We start from the raw sequence: 15,006 nt of genomic DNA, 5'->3' as shown, positions 1-15,006 counted from the left end.
GGCCACGCTACGGATGGCTCGTTTCCGGCACGTAACGCAAGCATTTCCGAATGTTAATTGGGCCCACGCACGATTTCGCTACGGCGACGGTCAGTGGTTACTGTCTCTGTGACCACCCGACGAAAGGACCAGCCATCTCCACCGGAAGCGTCGCCCTCGACGAGCAGACCGAGCGCCTGGGCGCCCGCATCCGCTCGTTCCGCCAGGCGCGCGGGCTGACCCTGGTGGAGCTGGCACGGCTGGCCGAGCTCTCGCACCCCTTCCTGTCGCAGCTCGAGCGCGGGCACGCGCGGCCGTCGATGCTGTCGCTGGAGCGCATCGCCCGGGCCCTCGGCTCGAGCCAGATCGAGCTGATCGCGGCGGCGACCGACGACCTCGTGCCGGGCGGCGTCACCCAGCGCGTCTCGCTGGTGCGGTCGATGGAGGGCCCCCAGGGGCCGTTCGGCGGGGGCGAGGCGCGCATCCTGGTGCACGGCGACGTGCCGTTCGTCCCGATGGAGTTCCGCGGTTCCAACGTCTCGGTGGGGGAGTTCTACACCCACGAGGAGGACGAGTTCCTGCACGTGGTGAGCGGCCGCGTGCTCGTCGACCTCGCCGACGAGGGCAGCTTCGAGCTCGGCCCCGGTGACTCGATCCACTACGCCGGCGGCACCCTGCACCGCTGGTGCTCGGCGGTCTCGGCCGAGTACCACCTGTTCATCGTGAAAGAGCGGAGGGCCGGATGAGCGCCCTGACCCTGCCCGAGATCGACGCCGTGGTGGCCTCCGCCCGGCCCGTCGCCACCGACGTCGTGCTGCTGACTCTGCGCGCCGCCGACGGAGCCCCACTGCCCCCGTGGCAGCCGGGCGCCCACCTCGACGTCGAGGTGCAGCCCGGGGTCGAGCGCCAGTACTCGCTCTGCGGAGACCCCGCCGACCGCAGCGTCTACCAGGTGGCCGTGCTGCGCGAGCCCGACGGCCGCGGCGGATCGGAGCACCTGCACGCCCACGTGCACGAGGGCGACACGCTGCGGGTGCGCGGCCCGCTGAACCACTTCGGGCTGCACGCGGTGCCGCCCGGCGGCTCGTACGCGTTCGTCGCGGGCGGCATCGGCATCACCCCGCTGCTGCCCATGATGCGGGCGGCCGACGCCGCGGGCATCCCGTTCACGCTGGCCTACGCCGGGCGCTCGCTCGAGCGGATGCCCTTCGTCGACGAGCTCGTCGACGCCTACGGTGACCGGGTGACCGTCTACACCTCCGAGCTCGGGCACCGCTTCGCCCTGTCGAGCCTCAGCGGCGGCACCCCCTCGGCGCCGGTCGCCGTGTACTGCTGCGGCCCGTCGCGGATGCTCACCGAGCTCGAGCAGGTGGCCCTCGACGCCGGCTGGCCCGCCGACGCGCTGCACCTCGAGCGGTTCGAGGCCCGCGAGGTGACCGAGCCGGTGCGCCGGGAGTCGTTCGAGGTCGAGCTGGAGCTGTCGGGGATGACCCTCGAGGTGCCGCCCGACCGCTCCATCCTCGACGTCGTGGAGGAGGCGGGCGTGCTCGTGCTCTCGTCGTGCCGGGAGGGCACCTGCGGCACCTGTGAGACCCCTGTCGTCTCGGGCGAGGTCGATCACCGCGACTCGGTGCTCACCCCGGCCGAGCAGGAGGACAACGAGGTCATGATGATCTGTGTGTCCCGGGCCGCCTGCCCCCGCCTGGTGCTGGAGCTGTGACGCGCTACCGCGAGGTCCGCTCCGTCAGCGCCTTCCGCTCCTACCGCGCCCTTCGCTCCGTCAGCAGGCGGGCGACGTCGGCCGCCAGCTCCCGCTCGTCATGGCCGACCAGCTCGTAGTCCCGCACGACCACGCGCCCTCCCACCACCACGTGGCGCGGGCGGCGGCCGGGGTTCGTCCACAGCAGGCCCGCGATCGGGTCGGCCACACCCGCGTCGGCGACCCCCGAGACGTCCCAGACGCAGAGATCCGCCGCGGCGCCGGGGCGCAGGTGGCCCAGTTCGGGGCGCCCGAGGCCGGTGGCCGAGCCCTCGGTGGCCATCCCCAGCACGGTGCGCGCGTCGAGCGGGGGGCCGACGAGGGGTGCGACCTGCATCGCGAGCCGCGCATCCGCCAGCAGGTGACCCGCGTCGTTGCTGCCGCCGCCGCTCGTGCCGAGACCGACCGTGATGCCCGCGTCGCGGAGCGCCGCGACCGGCGCGATGCCCCAGCCCATCGGCAGGTCGCAGCCCGGCGCGTGCGTCGCGGTGACGCCGCGCTCGGCGAGCAGGGCGATCTCGTCGTCGGTGACCGCGCAGAGGTGGGCGACGGTGACGTCGTCGGCGAGCCAGCCCCACTCCTCCAGCAGGGTGATCGGCCGGCGGCCGTACTTCTCGAGCGCGATGGCGACGTCGACCTGCTCGTTCGCCTGGGTGCGGCGGCGAAGGCCGTGGGCGGCGGCGACCTCGCCGAGCAGGCGGAAGGTGGCCTCGGAGTCGCTGTGCACACCGGCGGGGCCGACCGCGAGCTGCAGCAGGCCGTCGGCGGTGACACCGCGGCTGCCGGGTTCGATCAGCGCCGTCGCGATGGCGTCGGCCGAGGCGGCGGCCTGCTCGGGGTCGTCGCGGGCCGAGCCGCGGACGAAGGCGAGGCGGCCGCCGAGCGCGCGGGCGGCGTCGGCGACGCTCCGGGCGATGGCCACGGTGTCGTCGGTGCTCGCGCCCGCCGGCCAGTTCAGGTGGTGGTCGGCGATGGTCGTGACGCCGCTGAGGAGGCCCTCGGCGATGCCGGCGCGGGCCGCGACATCGGCCGACTCGGGGTCTATGCCGACGGCGGCATACGCGGCGGCCATGGTGGGGAGCCAGACGTGCATGGGCACCCCGCGGGTGCCGGGGAGGGTGCGGAACGCGGTCTGCAGCAGGTGATGGTGGGCGTTGACGAGGCCGGGGGTGATGACGCAGCCGGTGGCGTCGAGGTGCTCGGGCTCCGGGCCCGTGGTGGGGGCGTGCATCCCGTTCACCGACTCAGTCGGCGACCCCGGCGTCTCGCGTGCCGGCTCGCTCACGGGCTCGCCCGCGGTCTCGCCCACCACGAAGCGCCGGGCCGCCTCGCCCTCGAGCTCGGTCGTGGCGTCGACCAGGATGCGGGTGGCGTCGGTGATGATCAGCATGCGGATTGTCTAACAGAGTCATGTGTCAGGCTGATGACGCGCTCTGGTTCGAGTGCCGCGGTTCCGGAGGGGGTGGGCTGATGCTCGAACTGGCATCCGCGCTGCTCGACGCACTGGCCGCGGGCCGCCGCCTCGCCGTCGCCACCGTGATCGAGGTCGACGGCAGCGCCCCGCGCGCGCTCGGCACCTCGATGGCCGTCGACGATCTCGGCCGCGTGATGGGCAGCATCTCGGGCGGCTGCGTGGAGGGCGCGGTCTACGACGCCTGCGGCGACGTGCTCGCCACGGGCTCGACCGCCGTGCACACCTTCGGCTTCACCGACGACGACGCCTTCGCCGTCGGGCTGTCGTGCGGGGGGCGGCTCACCGTGGTGGTGCGTCCGCTCTCGACGGCCGACGACGACGTGCTCGCCGAGCTCCGGCTGGCCCGCGATGGCCGGGCGGCCGGGTTGGCGCTGGTGCTGCCGGGCGGGGGCGCCGTCGAGGTGCTGACCGCCTCGGGTGCTGCTCCGGATGCGCGGCGGCAGCGCATCCGCTCAGAACTTGTCGCGGCCGTGCACCGGGGCCGCTCCGTGCGGCGCCCCGTCGACTGCGACGGCGACCTCGTGCAGACGGTGCTGCTCGTCAGCGCACCCCCCGCGCGGATGATCGTCTTCGGCGCCGTCGACTTCTCGATCGCGCTCTCGAACGCCGCCGCCCTGCTCGGCTACCGCGTGACCGTCTGCGACGCCCGGCCGGTGTTCGCGACGGCCGAGCGGTTCCCCGCTGCCGAGGTGGTCAACCGCTGGCCCACCGACTACCTCGCCGAGACCGAGCTCGACGAGCGGGCGGTGCTGTGCATCCTGACCCATGACGACAAATTCGACGTGCCGCTGATCGAGGCCGCGCTGGCGCTCGACGTGGCCTACGTCGGGGCGATGGGGTCGCGGGCGACGCACGAGCGGCGGCTCGCGGCGCTGCGGTCGCACGGGGTCTCCGACGAAGCGCTGACGCGGCTGCACTCGCCGATCGGCCTCGACCTCGGGGCGTCGTCGCCCGAGGAGACCGCCGTGTCGATCCTCGCGGAGGTGATCGCCGCGCGCAGCCGTGCGTCGGGCGTGCCGCTGCGCGAGACGCGGGGCGCCATCCACGCCGCGTCGACGACCGAACCGATCGGGAGACCTTCATGAGCCAGCCTGACCGCACCATCCTGCCCGCTCGCACGATCATCGAGAACGCCTATGTCGCGACCGTCGACGCCGCCGGCACCGAGCACGTCTCGGGCCACGTGGTGGTCGAGGGCACCGATATCGTGGCGGTGGGGGCGGGCTCGGCGCCGGCCTCGTGGTCGGCGGGAGCATCCGTCACCCGCATCGACGCGAGCGGGCACCTGCTGACACCCGGGCTCGTGAACACCCACCACCATCTCTACCAGTGGCTGACCCGGGGGATCGCGCAGGACGCCATCCTGTTCGACTGGCTGACTGCGCTCTACCCGACCTGGGCGCGGATCACCGCCGACACGGTGGGGCCCGGGGCGCTCGGCGGGCTCGCCGTGGGGGCGCTCTCGGGCTGCAGCACGATGGCCGATCACCACTACGTGTTCCCGCGCGGGGGCGGCGACATCCTCGGCTCGATCGTCGACGCCGCCGCCACCCTCGGCGTGCGGCTGCACGGGACGCGCGGGTCGATGGACCTCGGCGCGTCGCAGGGCGGGCTGCCACCCGACTTCGCGGTCGAGACCACCGCCGCGGCGCTGCAGGCGTGTGCGGATGCGGTGGCCGACTTCCACGACCCGTCGCGCTCGTCGATGGTGCGCATCGCGATCGCCCCGTGCTCGCCGTTCTCGGTGACCTCGGACCTGCTGCGCGAGGCGGCGGTGCTCGCGCGCAGCCTGCCGGGGTCGGTGCGGCTGCACACGCACGGCAGCGAGACGGTCGAGGAGGACGCGTTCTGCCTCGAACGCTTCGGGCGCACGCCCACCCAGTACCTCGAGGACCTCGGCTGGCTCGGCGACGACGTGTGGATGGCGCACTGCGTGCATCTCGACGAGCCCGCCATCGCCCGGTTCGCGGCCACGGGCACCGGGGTGGCGCACTGCCCCTCGTCGAACGCGCGGCTGGCGGCCGGGATCGCGCCGATCCCGCAGCTGCTCGCGGCGGGAGTGCCCGTGGGCCTGGGGGTCGACGGGTCGGCTTCGAACGAGTCGGGGGAGCTCGGCACCGAGATCCGGATGTCGGTGCTCGTCAACCGGCTGCGCGGCGGAGCTCAGGCGATGAGCGGGCGCGACGGGTTGCGGATCGCGACTATGGGCGGCGCGCGGGTGCTCGGGCGCTCGGGGGAGATCGGGTCGATCGAGGTCGGAAAGCTCGCGGATCTCGCGCTGTGGAAGGTGGACGGGGTGGCTCACGCGGGGATCGTGGACCCGGTGGCGGCGCTGACGTTGGGGTCGCAGCCGCCCCTGGCGCTGCTGCTCGTGAACGGGCGGGAGGTCGTGCGGGAGGGGGAGCTGGTGCGGGTGTCGTCGGGGGAGGTCGCGCGGGGGGTGTCTCGGGCCGTTTCGGCGCTACTGGGTTAGCTGTCGGGTCGCCGTTCGTGTGATGGTGCCGTTTCGGGCCGATCACAGCCCCAGCAGCAGCGACGCCGCGATCGTGAGCATGACGAGAGCGATGATGCCGTCGAGCACCCGCCACGCGCCCGGCCGGGCGAAGATCGGTTGCAGCAGTCGCGCGCCGAAGCCGAGCGCCGTGAACCAGATGACGCTGCCCGCCATCGCGCCCAGCCCGAACAGCCAGCGGGCGTCGCCGCGCGAGTTGGCGACCGAGCCGAGCAGCACCACGGTGTCGAGATAGACGTGCGGGTTCAGCCAGGTCAGAGCCAGCGCGGTGGTGATCGTGGCGGCGAGCCCCGCGGACGATCTCGGCCCCTCCTCGCCGAGCGCGGCCGGCCGAAGCGCCCGGCGGGCTGCGAGGAACCCGTAGACGATCAGGAACGCTGCCCCCGCGATCCGGGCGATCACCATCAGCACCGGCAGCCGCTCGAACACGAGGCCCAGGCCGCTGATGCCGAGCGCGATCAGCACCGCGTCGGAGAGCGCGCAGACCACCACGACCGCCAGGACGTGCCGGCGCAGCAGCCCCTGACGCAGCACGAAGGCGTTCTGGGCGCCGATGGCGACGATGAGCGAGAGGCCGAAGCCGAGGCCGGCGAGCACGGGGAGGAGGTCGGTCACCCTGTCGACGGTAGGGCTGTTCTTGGTCTGCGCCTAGCTAATGTTTCTGGTTCTGCATTAGCGTTGCTTATGTGGACTTCGACTCGGCCCAGCTGGCGGCACTGCGAGCCGCCGTCGACGAGGGCTCGTTCGACGGTGCCGCGCGCATCCTGTCGGTGACACCGTCGGCGGTCAGCCAGCGGATCAAGGCGCTCGAGAACGAGACCGGGCGTGTGCTGCTGCGGCGCAGTCGCCCGATCACGGCGACCGAGTCGGGGCGGGCGGTGCTGCGCTTGGCGCGGCAGGTGTCGGCGCTCTCGGCGGACGTCGCCGGCGAGCTCGGTGAGGGCGGTACTGCGTCGTCACCGTCATCGGCTGCTCCTCTTGGGGCTTCGGGTGACATCCGTCCGGCACTCGCGCGCCTGCCGCTCGCCGTCAACGCCGACTCGCTCTCGACCTGGCTGCTGCCGGCTCTCGCGCCCCTGGCCGACTCGATCGCCTTCGAGCTGGTGCGGGAGGACGAGTCGCACACGGCCGCGCTGTTGCGCGACGGCGCCGTGATGGCCGCGGTGAGCGCGACGGCGACCCCGGTGCAGGGATGCTCGTCCGAGCTCCTCGGCGTCATGCGCTACCTGCCCCTCGCCACACCCGACTTCGTGTCGCGCTGGTCGCTCGACGCACCGCGAGGGTTCTCGAGCGCCCCGGTGGTGGTCTTCGACCGCCGGGACGAGCTGCAGCACCGGTTCCTGCGCTCGCTGCCCGTCGGCGCCGGCCTCGACCCGCCGCGACACTACGTGCCGGGGTCGGCCGACTTCGTCGAGGCCGTGCGGCTCGGGCTCGGCTGGGGGATGATCCCCGAGCTGCAGCGGCCGGCGCAGGGGCTCGTCGAGCTGGCGCCGGGGGCGTACATCGACGTGCCGCTGTACTGGCAGCAGTGGCAGCTGCGCACCCGGGCACTCGACCTCGCGGCCACCGCCGTGCGCGCCGCGGCTGGGCGCGCGCTGCGGCCGGCCGGGTCATCCCGCGCCGCCGGCTCGTCATGACACCGGCGACATCACATGCCGGGCCCTCGACGAGGCGTCGGAACGCGGCCGATGCCGTCGAGTCCGGTGCCCGGCAGGCGTCAGTGCGACCAGACGTCGTATCGGTCAGCTGATGGTGTGACCCGGATTGGCCTCGTCGTAGCTCCGCCGAGCCTCGGCGATGGCGGGGCGTTGCTCGATCGCCCAGTCCGCAAGGGCACGGACGAGATGAGTGAGACTGCTGCCCGAACCCGTGAGGGTGTAGGTGACCTGCGGCGGGATCGTCGGATAGACCGTTCGCTCGACCAGACCGTCACGCTCGAGTCGTCGGAGGGTGAGCGTCAGCATGCGCTGGGAGATCCCGTCGATCGCGCGCTGCAACTCCCGAAATCGTCGCGTTCCCGTCGAGAGCTCCACGACGACGAGCACCGACCACTTGTCGCCCACCCGATCCAGGACATCGCGGATGCCGCAATCCGGGTGCTCGTTCTTTCCGCAGGGCTCGAGCTCGGCGGTTACTTCTGTGTGCGTCAGTGACACGAGACTGCCTCCTTGTGACGGGCCGAGAGCCCGGAACAGAATCAGCCTAGTTACTGAACAGAACCACGAAAGGCGATCTGTTGATCCTCGTCACCGGCTCCTCGGGCCATCTCGGAAGCGCAATCCTCTCGGCTCTCTCGCATCGCGGTGTCCTGGCCACCGGCAGCAGCCGCGGTGGTGAGGGAAGCACACGACGACTCGACTTCGACGATCCCGAGACCATCTCGCTCGTCGACGTCGACACGCTCGTCCTGGTCTCCGCAGGCGAGGCCGAGGACGATGTCGTCATCGCTCGGCACGATGCCGTTCTCACCGCCGCTGAACGCGACGGCGTCGAGCACGTGGTGTATACGAGTCTGACCTCTGCGGGAGACCACCTAGGCTTCGCCCTCGCGCACAGGTGGACAGAGCGTCGGCTGCGCCGGAGCGCGCTGTCCTGGACGATCCTGCGGAACGGTCTGTACGCCGAGCTGTTCGGTTCACTTCTCGACTGGTCCGGCCCGCGGCTGACGTCTGCATTCGGCGGTGGTGGGCTGGCCGCGGTGAGCCGAGGTGATCTGGCAGAAGCCGCTGCCATCGTCGCCGAAGCGCCACGCGCGCATCGAGGGCGCACCTATGACCTGGTCGGCCCGCCGATCACGGCGAAGCAGGTGGCCGAACTCCTGAACGTTCCGCTGGACGAGGTCACGCTCGACGAACGCCGGTCGACGCTCGAGCGCGCTGGGTTGAAACCGTTCCAGCCGGCGATGCTGATGTCCATCTACTCCGGCGTCCGCCACGGTTTCCTCGACACCACCGGGCCAGACCTCACGCGTGTGTTGGGCCGCGAGCCCAGCGACACCCTCGCGATCGCCGCGGCGGCTGCCCGGGCTCTGGGCGACGCCGTGCCGCCCCCCTCCACGACAGACATCCGCGAGCCGCTCGCGACCTGACCCGGACGGGTGGTGTCCTCGTCGGCGGCTGCCACGACCGTCCTGAGGCAGACCGACTCGGGGGAGTTCTCGACGGAGGCCTGGCCGACTGTACCGGCAGCAGTGGCAGCTGCGCACCCGGGCACTCGACCTCGCGGCCGCTGCCGTGCGCGCGGCGGCGGGTGCGCGCTGCGGCCCGCCGGGTCATCCCGCGCCGCCGGCTCGTTGTGACGTCGGCGCTCTGTGAGGCCGGGATCTCAGTCGACGAGGCCGTCGGCGATCCGTCGGAGGGCGGTGACGTGCCCGTCGAAGGCCCGGCGCCCCGCGGGGGTGAGCGCCACCGCGGTCGTGCGGCGCAGGTCGCCGCGACTCGCCGACGAGGCTTTGCTGACCGTCACGTACCCGATCTCGGTCAGACTGCGCAGAGTCTTGGAGAGGTTGGCTTCCGAGAGTCCGAGTGCCGAGCGCAGCGTCGAGAACTCCGCCGAGTCGACCGGCCTCAGGAGACCGCAGATGCGCAGCCGGGTGGGGGCGTGGATCTGCTCGTCGAATCCGTCGTCAGTGACCACGGCGGAGCTCGCGATCGAAGGCGCGATCGTAGACCCGGCCGCCGATCCACATCGTGGCGAACGCGGCGGCCGCCGACGCCCAGACCCACGCGGCGTGCCCCGTGGCGGTCAGGGCGAACGAGACGCCGAGCAGCAGCACGATCGTGATGCCGAGCACGATGGCGGTCGTGAGGCTCGTCGGGCCGGCCGACCGGGTGATCGTGATGCCCGTGATGCGCTGATATGCGAGGGAGAGGAAGACGATGCCGAGGCAGCCGAACACCACCAGCACCGACTGGCCGGGCATCCCGGCGCCCGGCGACCCGATGATGAGCGCAGTGGCGAGCGCGAGCAGCGGGTAGTACCAGGCGGGGGTCCGGATGCGGTCGGCCAGCACCTCCCGATCGGCGTTCAGTGCCGACAGTGCCTCGCGCGCAGCGTCTCCGTCGTTCCGGCCACCGAGGCCGGCATCGAGGTCGTTCGTGTCACTTTCCATGCGGCTAAGTGTTTCACTTGCCGATCGGTTAAGCAACATCCGTCGCCATGGGTGAGAATCGGGGGATGAGGATCGGTGAGCTCTCCGAGCGGAGCGGCGTCAGCCCGCGGTCGCTCCGGTACTACGAGGAGCAGCGGTTGCTCGAACCCGAGCGCACGGCGAGCGGCCAGCGGCGGTACGGCGAGGGGCACCTGGCCGTCGTGGCGCGGATCCTGCACCTCTTCGGGGCGGGATTCTGCAGCACGGTCATCCGTGAGCTGCTGCCGGCCCTGAGCTCACCGGAGCCGGACCGCGGAGAGCTGCAGGCCGCCTTCGACGCCGCGACCGCCCGTCTGACGAGCGAGATGAGCTCGATCGGGGCCGAACTGGCCGCCCTGGATGCGATGAGGTCGCGGCTCGGGCTTGCCCCTCACACCCGTGTCAGCGTGCATCGTGGTGAGCATGACGACTTTCCTGCCCCCGCGCCAGCTCCGATTGATCATCGAGACCGACGACTTCGATGAGGCGGTGCGGTTCTACCGCGACGTCCTCGGGATGCCCGAACAGCCCGCGTTCGCCACGGTAGGCGACGATCGCGTGTCGATCCTGCAGGCCGGTGTCGCGACGATCGAGCTGGCGACGCACGCGCACGTGCAGGCTATCGACGCGATCGAGAACGCGGCACCGTCCGCGGCCGGTGGCCCGACCTCCGCCGGGCCCACCCTCCGTCTGGCGCTCGAGGTGGACGACACCGAGCAGGCCGTCGCGGTCTCTGCAGCGGCCGGCGCCGGCGTGTTGGCACCGCTGACCCGCACGCCGTTCCAGACGATCAACGCTCGCGTGCAGGGCCCGGCCGGATGGCAGGTCACCTTTTTCCAGGAGCTCGAGAGTCTGGACGAACGACAGAAGCGCGACGGTTTCGCGACCGACGACCGCCGTGCCCGCTGAGGGTGGTCCGGCCGTCGGAGGCGCCGGGTGGTGAGCAGCCGCTCGACGCGAGCCCGCCACGCCGATCAGCCGGTGAGCGACTCGCCCACCGGCTGATCGGCCGGCGGCGACGGACGCCTACTGCGCCGAGCCGCCTCGCCCGGTGACCCGCTAGCCGACCAGCTCGCGGGCCGCGGTGGCGAGGCGCCAGACGCGATCGCGCGAGAGGGGCAGCTCGTGCGGGCGCACGCCGAGCGCGTCGCGCACGGCGTTCGCGAGCGCCGGGGCGACCGGGTTGTAGGGCGCCTCGCTCATCGACTTGGCTCCGAACGGCCCGACCGAGTCGTCGGTCTCGGCGAAGTAGACCTCCGTGACCGGCACGTCCGCCAGCTGCGGCAGGTGGTAGGCGCGGAACACCTGCGTGGTCACGAACCCCTCCTTCAGCAGCATCTCCTCGTAGAGCGCCGAGCCGGTGGCCTGCGCCACACCGCCCTCGATCTGCCCGCGCAGCTGAGCGGGGTTGAGCACGAACCCGGCGTCGGCGGCGTGCACCGACTGCAGGATGCGCACCTCGCCGGTCAGCTCGTGCACCGCCACGCGGAACCCGTGCACGTTGAAGGCGATCGACCGCTTCGCGCCGTCTTCCTGCCCGGTCGCGGTGACGCTACCGCCTGCGCGCTCGGCGATGGCGGTCAGCGGCACGAAGGTCTCGCCGATGCGCACGCCGTCGGCCTCCAGGTGGCCTTCGCTCCAGGCGCCGGCGATCTCGGACGCGATGCGCAGCACCTCTGCCTTCAGCGACGTCGCCGCCGAGTGCAGCGCCTTGCCCGCGACGACCGTGCCGGCCGAGCCGAACGCCCCCGTGTCGAAGCCCACGCCGTCGGTGTCGGACTGCCGAATGCGAATGCGGTCGACTGACGTGCCGAGCACGCTCGACGCGATCTGCGTGTGCACGGTGGTCGTGCCGTTCCCGAACTCGGCCGTGCCGACGGCGGCGAGGTAGCTCCCGTCGGACTCCAGGGTCATCGTCACGGTCGAGAAGTGCCCGCGGGGCGGCATGGTCGCGATCATGGCCGCGGCCATCCCCGTGCCGAGTCGCCAGGCCGAGCCGGTCGGCACCTCGGTCGCATTCCCGCGGAGCAGTGCCTCCTCGGTCAGGTCGAGGCACTGGTCGAGACCGTAGCTGCCGAACACGAGATCGTCGCCCTCGACGTGCGAGGCGACGAGCGCCTGCCCGGGCCGCACCACGTTGCGACGACGCAGCTCGAACGGATCGATACCGAGCTCCTTCGCGAGCTCATCCATCGCCGACTCGATCGCGAACGACACCTGCCCGAGACCGTAGCCGCGGAAGGCACCCGAGGGGATGTTGTTCGTGTAGACGACCTCGGCGTCGATCTTCTTGTTCGGCGCGGTGTAGATGCTGACCGTCTCGCCAACGCTGTGGAACATGACGCCGGGGCCGTGGTTGCCGTAGGCGCCGGTGTCGCTCAGTACGTCGACCCCGATCGCGGTGAGGGTGCCGTCGGCGTCGGCCGCCAGCTCGACCGAGACCCGCATCGGGTGCCGGCAGGGCGCGATGGTGAACTCGTCGTTGCGGGTGAACTCGAACTGCACGGGCAGCCCGGTCTTCAGCACGGCCGCCGACACGACGTCTTCGGTCAGGATCTCCTGCTTGCCGCCGAAGCCGCCGCCGACCCGGGCGGTGAAGACCCGCACTCGGTCCTGCTCGAGGCCGAAGATGTAGGCGAGTTCGTCGCGCACGAGGAACGGCACCTGCGAGCTCGTGCGCACGACGAGCCGGCTGTCCTCATCGAGCCAGCCGACGGAGCCGTGGGTCTCGAGCGCCGCGTGCGACACCCGGTGGGTCTGCCAGGTGCCGGTGACGTGCACGGGTGAGGCGGCCACGGCCTCGGCGACCGAACCGATCTCGGTGTGCACCGAGGCGATGACGTTGCGCTCGGGCTCGGCCACGCGGGACACCGCCGGGTCGAGGTCGCCGTGGACGAGCGGCGCACCGGGCTGCCGTGCCTCCTCCGGGTCGAAGACGGCCGGGAGGACCTCGTACTCGACCTCGATCAGCCGGCAGGCGGCCTCGGCGATCGCGATGCTGTCGGCGACGACCGCCGCGACGCGCTGACCGCGGTAGCGCACCACGGTGTCGAAGAGCGTCGTGTCGTCGGGGTCGTCGTTGCGGTACTGGTGCCGCGCGGTCGAGTACAGCTGCTCGGGGGAGTCGGCCGCGGTGAGCACGGTGTGCACACCGGGCAGGGCCTCGGCCGCGGTGGTGTCCATCGAGAGGATGCGCGCGTGGGCGTGCGGCGACTGCAGCAGTTTGAGGTGGGTGACCCCGGGGACCGCGACGTCGAGGGTGTAGGGCTCCCGGCCCGACACGATCCTCTGGCCGGCCGGGGCGCCGACGGAGGTTCCGACGGTGCGGGGCGTGGGCACGCTGGCCGGCGGCTCGATCGCGTCCGACACCGTCGCGGTGGCCTTTTCCGCGACGACCGGTGCAGCCGCTGACGCGGTGGCCGGCTGCCCGGCGACCGGTGCAGCCGCTGGCGCGGTGGCCGGCTCCCCGGCCACAGGCGCGTCGGTAACCACTGCCCCGTTGGTGCTCGGCTCGCCACCCGCGGCCGCTGCACCGGTGGTGCTCGGCTCGCCGTCCACGGTCGCTGCACCGGTGGTGCTCGGCTCGCCATCCACGGCCGCCTCGTCGGCCGCACGCGCGTGCCGCCCCGACTTCGTGGTGATCAGCCGACCCTCCACGGGCTCGGGCGTCGCGCCGTCGGCGAGCCCGGCACCGGCGCAGACGCCCGCACGGATCGACTCCTCCACGGCCCGGTACCCCGTGCACCGGCACAGGTTGCCCTTCATCAGCCGCGGCAGGTCGTCGAGCTGCTCGGGCTTCAGCGTGGTCGCGGTGACGACCATGCCCGCCGTGCAGTACCCGCACTGGAAGCCGGCGTGGTCCACGAAGCTCTTCTGCATCGCGCTCAGGTCGTCGGGATCGCCGAGGCCCGCCACCGTCGTCACCACCCGGTCTTCGACCCGGTACGCCGGGTAGACGCAGGAGTGCACGGGAGTGCCGTCGACGATCACCGAGCAGGCGCCGCAGTCGCCCGAGTCACAGCCCTTCTTGACCTCGAAGTGCCCCTGGTCGCGGATGAAGGTGCGCAGGCACTGCCCCGCAATCGGCTCGGCCTCGTGCTGCTCGCCGTTCATGATGAATCTCATCGCGCGTCTCCGTCGCTCTGCTCGTGGTTCGTCGTGTTCGCGTCGGTGGGCGTCGTGGTCGCGTCGGTCACGTCAGAGGCCCCCGCGGTGGCCCCCGCGGTCGCCATCGCGGCGCTCGCCGGACGCACCGTCGTGTAGTCACTCGGCGGAGCCTCACCCGGCGGCAACCCGAGCTCCACCCGGATCTCCTCGGCCAACAGCATCGACACCCCCCGGCGCCAGTCCGCCGCGCCGTGCGGGTCGGTGAACCACGACCCGATCGCACCGACCGCGGCTGCGAGCTCCTCCGGCTCGGGGATCGCCGGGAACCGCACCTGCTCGGGATGCACCGTCGCCCCCGAGACGGTGAGCACGAACGACCCGTCGGCGTCGAGGCGCCCCACGATCACGGCACCCGATCGTCCGATCGGCGACAGCGCGATCTTGCGATAGGCGGTTCGCCCTTCGAGAGCGTGCCGGGGGACGAGCAGAGAGCGGAGCACGTCGCCCGAACGGAGGGCGTTCCGCCCGTTGCCCGTGACGAACTCGGCCACGGGCATCCGCTCGTCTGACCCGTCGGCCCGCCAGATGAGGGCCTCGGCGTCGAGCGAGGCGAAGAGCGAGGTCATCGGCCCGGCCGGCAGCGAGGCGCAGATGTTGCCGCCCACGGTGGCCACGTTCCAGACCTTGAACGAGCCGAGCAGCGCCGTGCAGCACTGGAAGAACACCGGATGCGCGCCCCACCCCCAGGCGTCGGGCAGCTCGGCGAGCTCCACCAGTCGGCAGGTCGCGGCGACCTCGAGCCCGTCGTCGGTGACGGTCAGCGACGGCCAGTCGAGCGTCATCAGGTCGACGAGCGCCGTCAGATCATCCTGCCGCTCGGAGAAGAGCCACGAGCCGCCGGCCAGCGGCGCGACGTGCTCGCCGAGCTGCGCGAGATCGTCGCGGGAACGTGCCGGGGTGATGGCGGCGACGGTGTTCAGGTCCACGTGGTGCTCCGTTCGATGGTGCTGCAGGACCCAGTGAACCTCAGCAATGTGTCTGAGATG

General features: G+C 72.1%; 15 protein-coding genes. 8 read left to right on the top strand and 7 right to left on the bottom strand.

What is annotated here, in order from left to right; translation table 11 throughout:
- The first annotated feature begins 50 nt into the window (after nt 1-50).
- Both NVV95_RS12465 and NVV95_RS12460 read left to right on the top strand, forming a co-directional pair.
- Nucleotides 51-725: a helix-turn-helix domain-containing protein gene (locus NVV95_RS12465; protein WP_259486853.1), complete on the top strand. Its 675-nt coding sequence runs from the start codon at nt 51-53 to the stop codon at nt 723-725.
- Complete coding sequence (locus tag NVV95_RS12460) at nt 722-1,699, top strand: PDR/VanB family oxidoreductase (RefSeq protein ID WP_259486852.1); 978 nt, start codon at nt 722-724, stop codon at nt 1,697-1,699. The genes NVV95_RS12465 and NVV95_RS12460 overlap by 4 nt, the downstream gene beginning before the upstream one ends.
- Nucleotides 1,700-1,739: 40 nt before the next feature.
- Here the strand turns inward: NVV95_RS12460 and NVV95_RS12455 are convergent, their stop codons facing one another.
- A complete protein-coding gene (locus NVV95_RS12455) occupies nt 1,740-3,128 on the bottom strand; it encodes an amidohydrolase family protein (RefSeq protein WP_259486851.1) in 1,389 nt (462 codons plus the stop codon).
- 20 nt (nt 3,129-3,148) lie between these two features.
- Between NVV95_RS12455 and NVV95_RS12450 the strand changes: the two genes are divergently transcribed.
- Nucleotides 3,149-4,297: an XdhC family protein gene (locus NVV95_RS12450; protein ID WP_259486850.1), complete on the top strand. Its 1,149-nt coding sequence runs from the start codon at nt 3,149-3,151 to the stop codon at nt 4,295-4,297.
- Nucleotides 4,294-5,685 carry an 8-oxoguanine deaminase gene (locus tag NVV95_RS12445; protein WP_259486849.1) on the top strand — a complete coding sequence of 464 codons (1,392 nt, stop codon included), beginning with the start codon at nt 4,294-4,296 and terminating at the stop codon, nt 5,683-5,685. The genes NVV95_RS12450 and NVV95_RS12445 overlap by 4 nt, the downstream gene beginning before the upstream one ends.
- Nucleotides 5,686-5,727: 42 nt before the next feature.
- On the opposite strand, the gene NVV95_RS12440 is transcribed toward NVV95_RS12445, so the two are convergent.
- Nucleotides 5,728-6,339 (bottom strand): LysE/ArgO family amino acid transporter, encoded by a 612-nt coding sequence (locus NVV95_RS12440; RefSeq protein WP_259486848.1) that lies wholly within the window; start codon nt 6,337-6,339, stop codon nt 5,728-5,730.
- Between the two features lie 71 nt (nt 6,340-6,410).
- Between NVV95_RS12440 and NVV95_RS12435 the strand changes: the two genes are divergently transcribed.
- Nucleotides 6,411-7,361: a LysR family transcriptional regulator ArgP gene (locus NVV95_RS12435; RefSeq protein ID WP_259486847.1), complete on the top strand. Its 951-nt coding sequence runs from the start codon at nt 6,411-6,413 to the stop codon at nt 7,359-7,361.
- A gap of 105 nt (nt 7,362-7,466) precedes the next feature.
- Here the strand turns inward: NVV95_RS12435 and NVV95_RS12430 are convergent, their stop codons facing one another.
- The gene (locus tag NVV95_RS12430; protein WP_259486846.1) at nt 7,467-7,880 is read right to left on the bottom strand and encodes a winged helix-turn-helix transcriptional regulator; all 414 of its coding nucleotides are present in this window, start codon (nt 7,878-7,880) and stop codon (nt 7,467-7,469) included.
- Nucleotides 7,881-7,960: 80 nt separating this feature from the next.
- On the opposite strand from NVV95_RS12430, the gene NVV95_RS12425 reads away from it, so the two are divergent.
- Complete coding sequence (locus tag NVV95_RS12425) at nt 7,961-8,812, top strand: Rossmann-fold NAD(P)-binding domain-containing protein (RefSeq protein WP_259486845.1); 852 nt, start codon at nt 7,961-7,963, stop codon at nt 8,810-8,812.
- 236 nt (nt 8,813-9,048) lie between these two features.
- On the opposite strand, the gene NVV95_RS12420 is transcribed toward NVV95_RS12425, so the two are convergent.
- Nucleotides 9,049-9,360 carry a transcriptional regulator gene (locus NVV95_RS12420; RefSeq protein ID WP_259486844.1) on the bottom strand — a complete coding sequence of 104 codons (312 nt, stop codon included), beginning with the start codon at nt 9,358-9,360 and terminating at the stop codon, nt 9,049-9,051.
- Complete coding sequence (locus NVV95_RS12415) at nt 9,350-9,835, bottom strand: hypothetical protein (RefSeq protein ID WP_259486843.1); 486 nt, start codon at nt 9,833-9,835, stop codon at nt 9,350-9,352. Before NVV95_RS12415 ends, NVV95_RS12420 begins: the two co-directional genes overlap by 11 nt.
- Before the next feature lie 65 nt (nt 9,836-9,900).
- On the opposite strand from NVV95_RS12415, the gene NVV95_RS12410 reads away from it, so the two are divergent.
- The gene (locus tag NVV95_RS12410) at nt 9,901-10,338 is read left to right on the top strand and encodes a MerR family transcriptional regulator (protein WP_259486842.1); all 438 of its coding nucleotides are present in this window, start codon (nt 9,901-9,903) and stop codon (nt 10,336-10,338) included.
- Nucleotides 10,310-10,762 (top strand): VOC family protein, encoded by a 453-nt coding sequence (locus tag NVV95_RS12405; protein WP_259486841.1) that lies wholly within the window; start codon nt 10,310-10,312, stop codon nt 10,760-10,762. Before NVV95_RS12410 ends, NVV95_RS12405 begins: the two co-directional genes overlap by 29 nt.
- 150 nt (nt 10,763-10,912) lie before the next feature.
- On the opposite strand, the gene NVV95_RS12400 is transcribed toward NVV95_RS12405, so the two are convergent.
- Nucleotides 10,913-13,978 (bottom strand): molybdopterin-dependent oxidoreductase, encoded by a 3,066-nt coding sequence (locus NVV95_RS12400; protein ID WP_259486840.1) that lies wholly within the window; start codon nt 13,976-13,978, stop codon nt 10,913-10,915.
- Entirely contained in the window at nt 13,975-14,946 is a 972-nt protein-coding gene (locus NVV95_RS12395; RefSeq protein WP_259486839.1) for an FAD binding domain-containing protein, read from the bottom strand. Before NVV95_RS12395 ends, NVV95_RS12400 begins: the two co-directional genes overlap by 4 nt.
- Between the last annotated feature and the right edge of the window lie 60 nt (nt 14,947-15,006).

The sequence above is a fragment of the Herbiconiux gentiana genome (genome assembly GCF_024978135.1).
Classification (GTDB): domain Bacteria; phylum Actinomycetota; class Actinomycetes; order Actinomycetales; family Microbacteriaceae; genus Herbiconiux; species Herbiconiux gentiana.
Note: the sequence above shows the minus strand (reverse complement) of the source record. Positions and strands in the feature narration are given on the sequence as shown.

Excerpts from the sequence above, each read along its gene's own strand:
- NVV95_RS12465 (WP_259486853.1), top strand. The coding sequence starts at position 51 with ATGTTAATTGGGCCCACGCACGATTTCGCTACGGCGACGGTCAGTGGT.
- NVV95_RS12460 (WP_259486852.1), top strand. The coding sequence starts at position 722 with ATGAGCGCCCTGACCCTGCCCGAGATCGACGCCGTGGTGGCCTCCGCC.
- NVV95_RS12455 (WP_259486851.1), bottom strand. The coding sequence starts at position 3,128 with ATGCTGATCATCACCGACGCCACCCGCATCCTGGTCGACGCCACGACC.
- NVV95_RS12450 (WP_259486850.1), top strand. The coding sequence starts at position 3,149 with ATGTGTCAGGCTGATGACGCGCTCTGGTTCGAGTGCCGCGGTTCCGGA.
- NVV95_RS12445 (WP_259486849.1), top strand. The coding sequence starts at position 4,294 with ATGAGCCAGCCTGACCGCACCATCCTGCCCGCTCGCACGATCATCGAG.
- NVV95_RS12415 (WP_259486843.1), bottom strand. The coding sequence starts at position 9,835 with ATGGAAAGTGACACGAACGACCTCGATGCCGGCCTCGGTGGCCGGAAC.
- NVV95_RS12410 (WP_259486842.1), top strand. The coding sequence starts at position 9,901 with ATGAGGATCGGTGAGCTCTCCGAGCGGAGCGGCGTCAGCCCGCGGTCG.
- NVV95_RS12400 (WP_259486840.1), bottom strand. The coding sequence starts at position 13,978 with ATGAGATTCATCATGAACGGCGAGCAGCACGAGGCCGAGCCGATTGCG.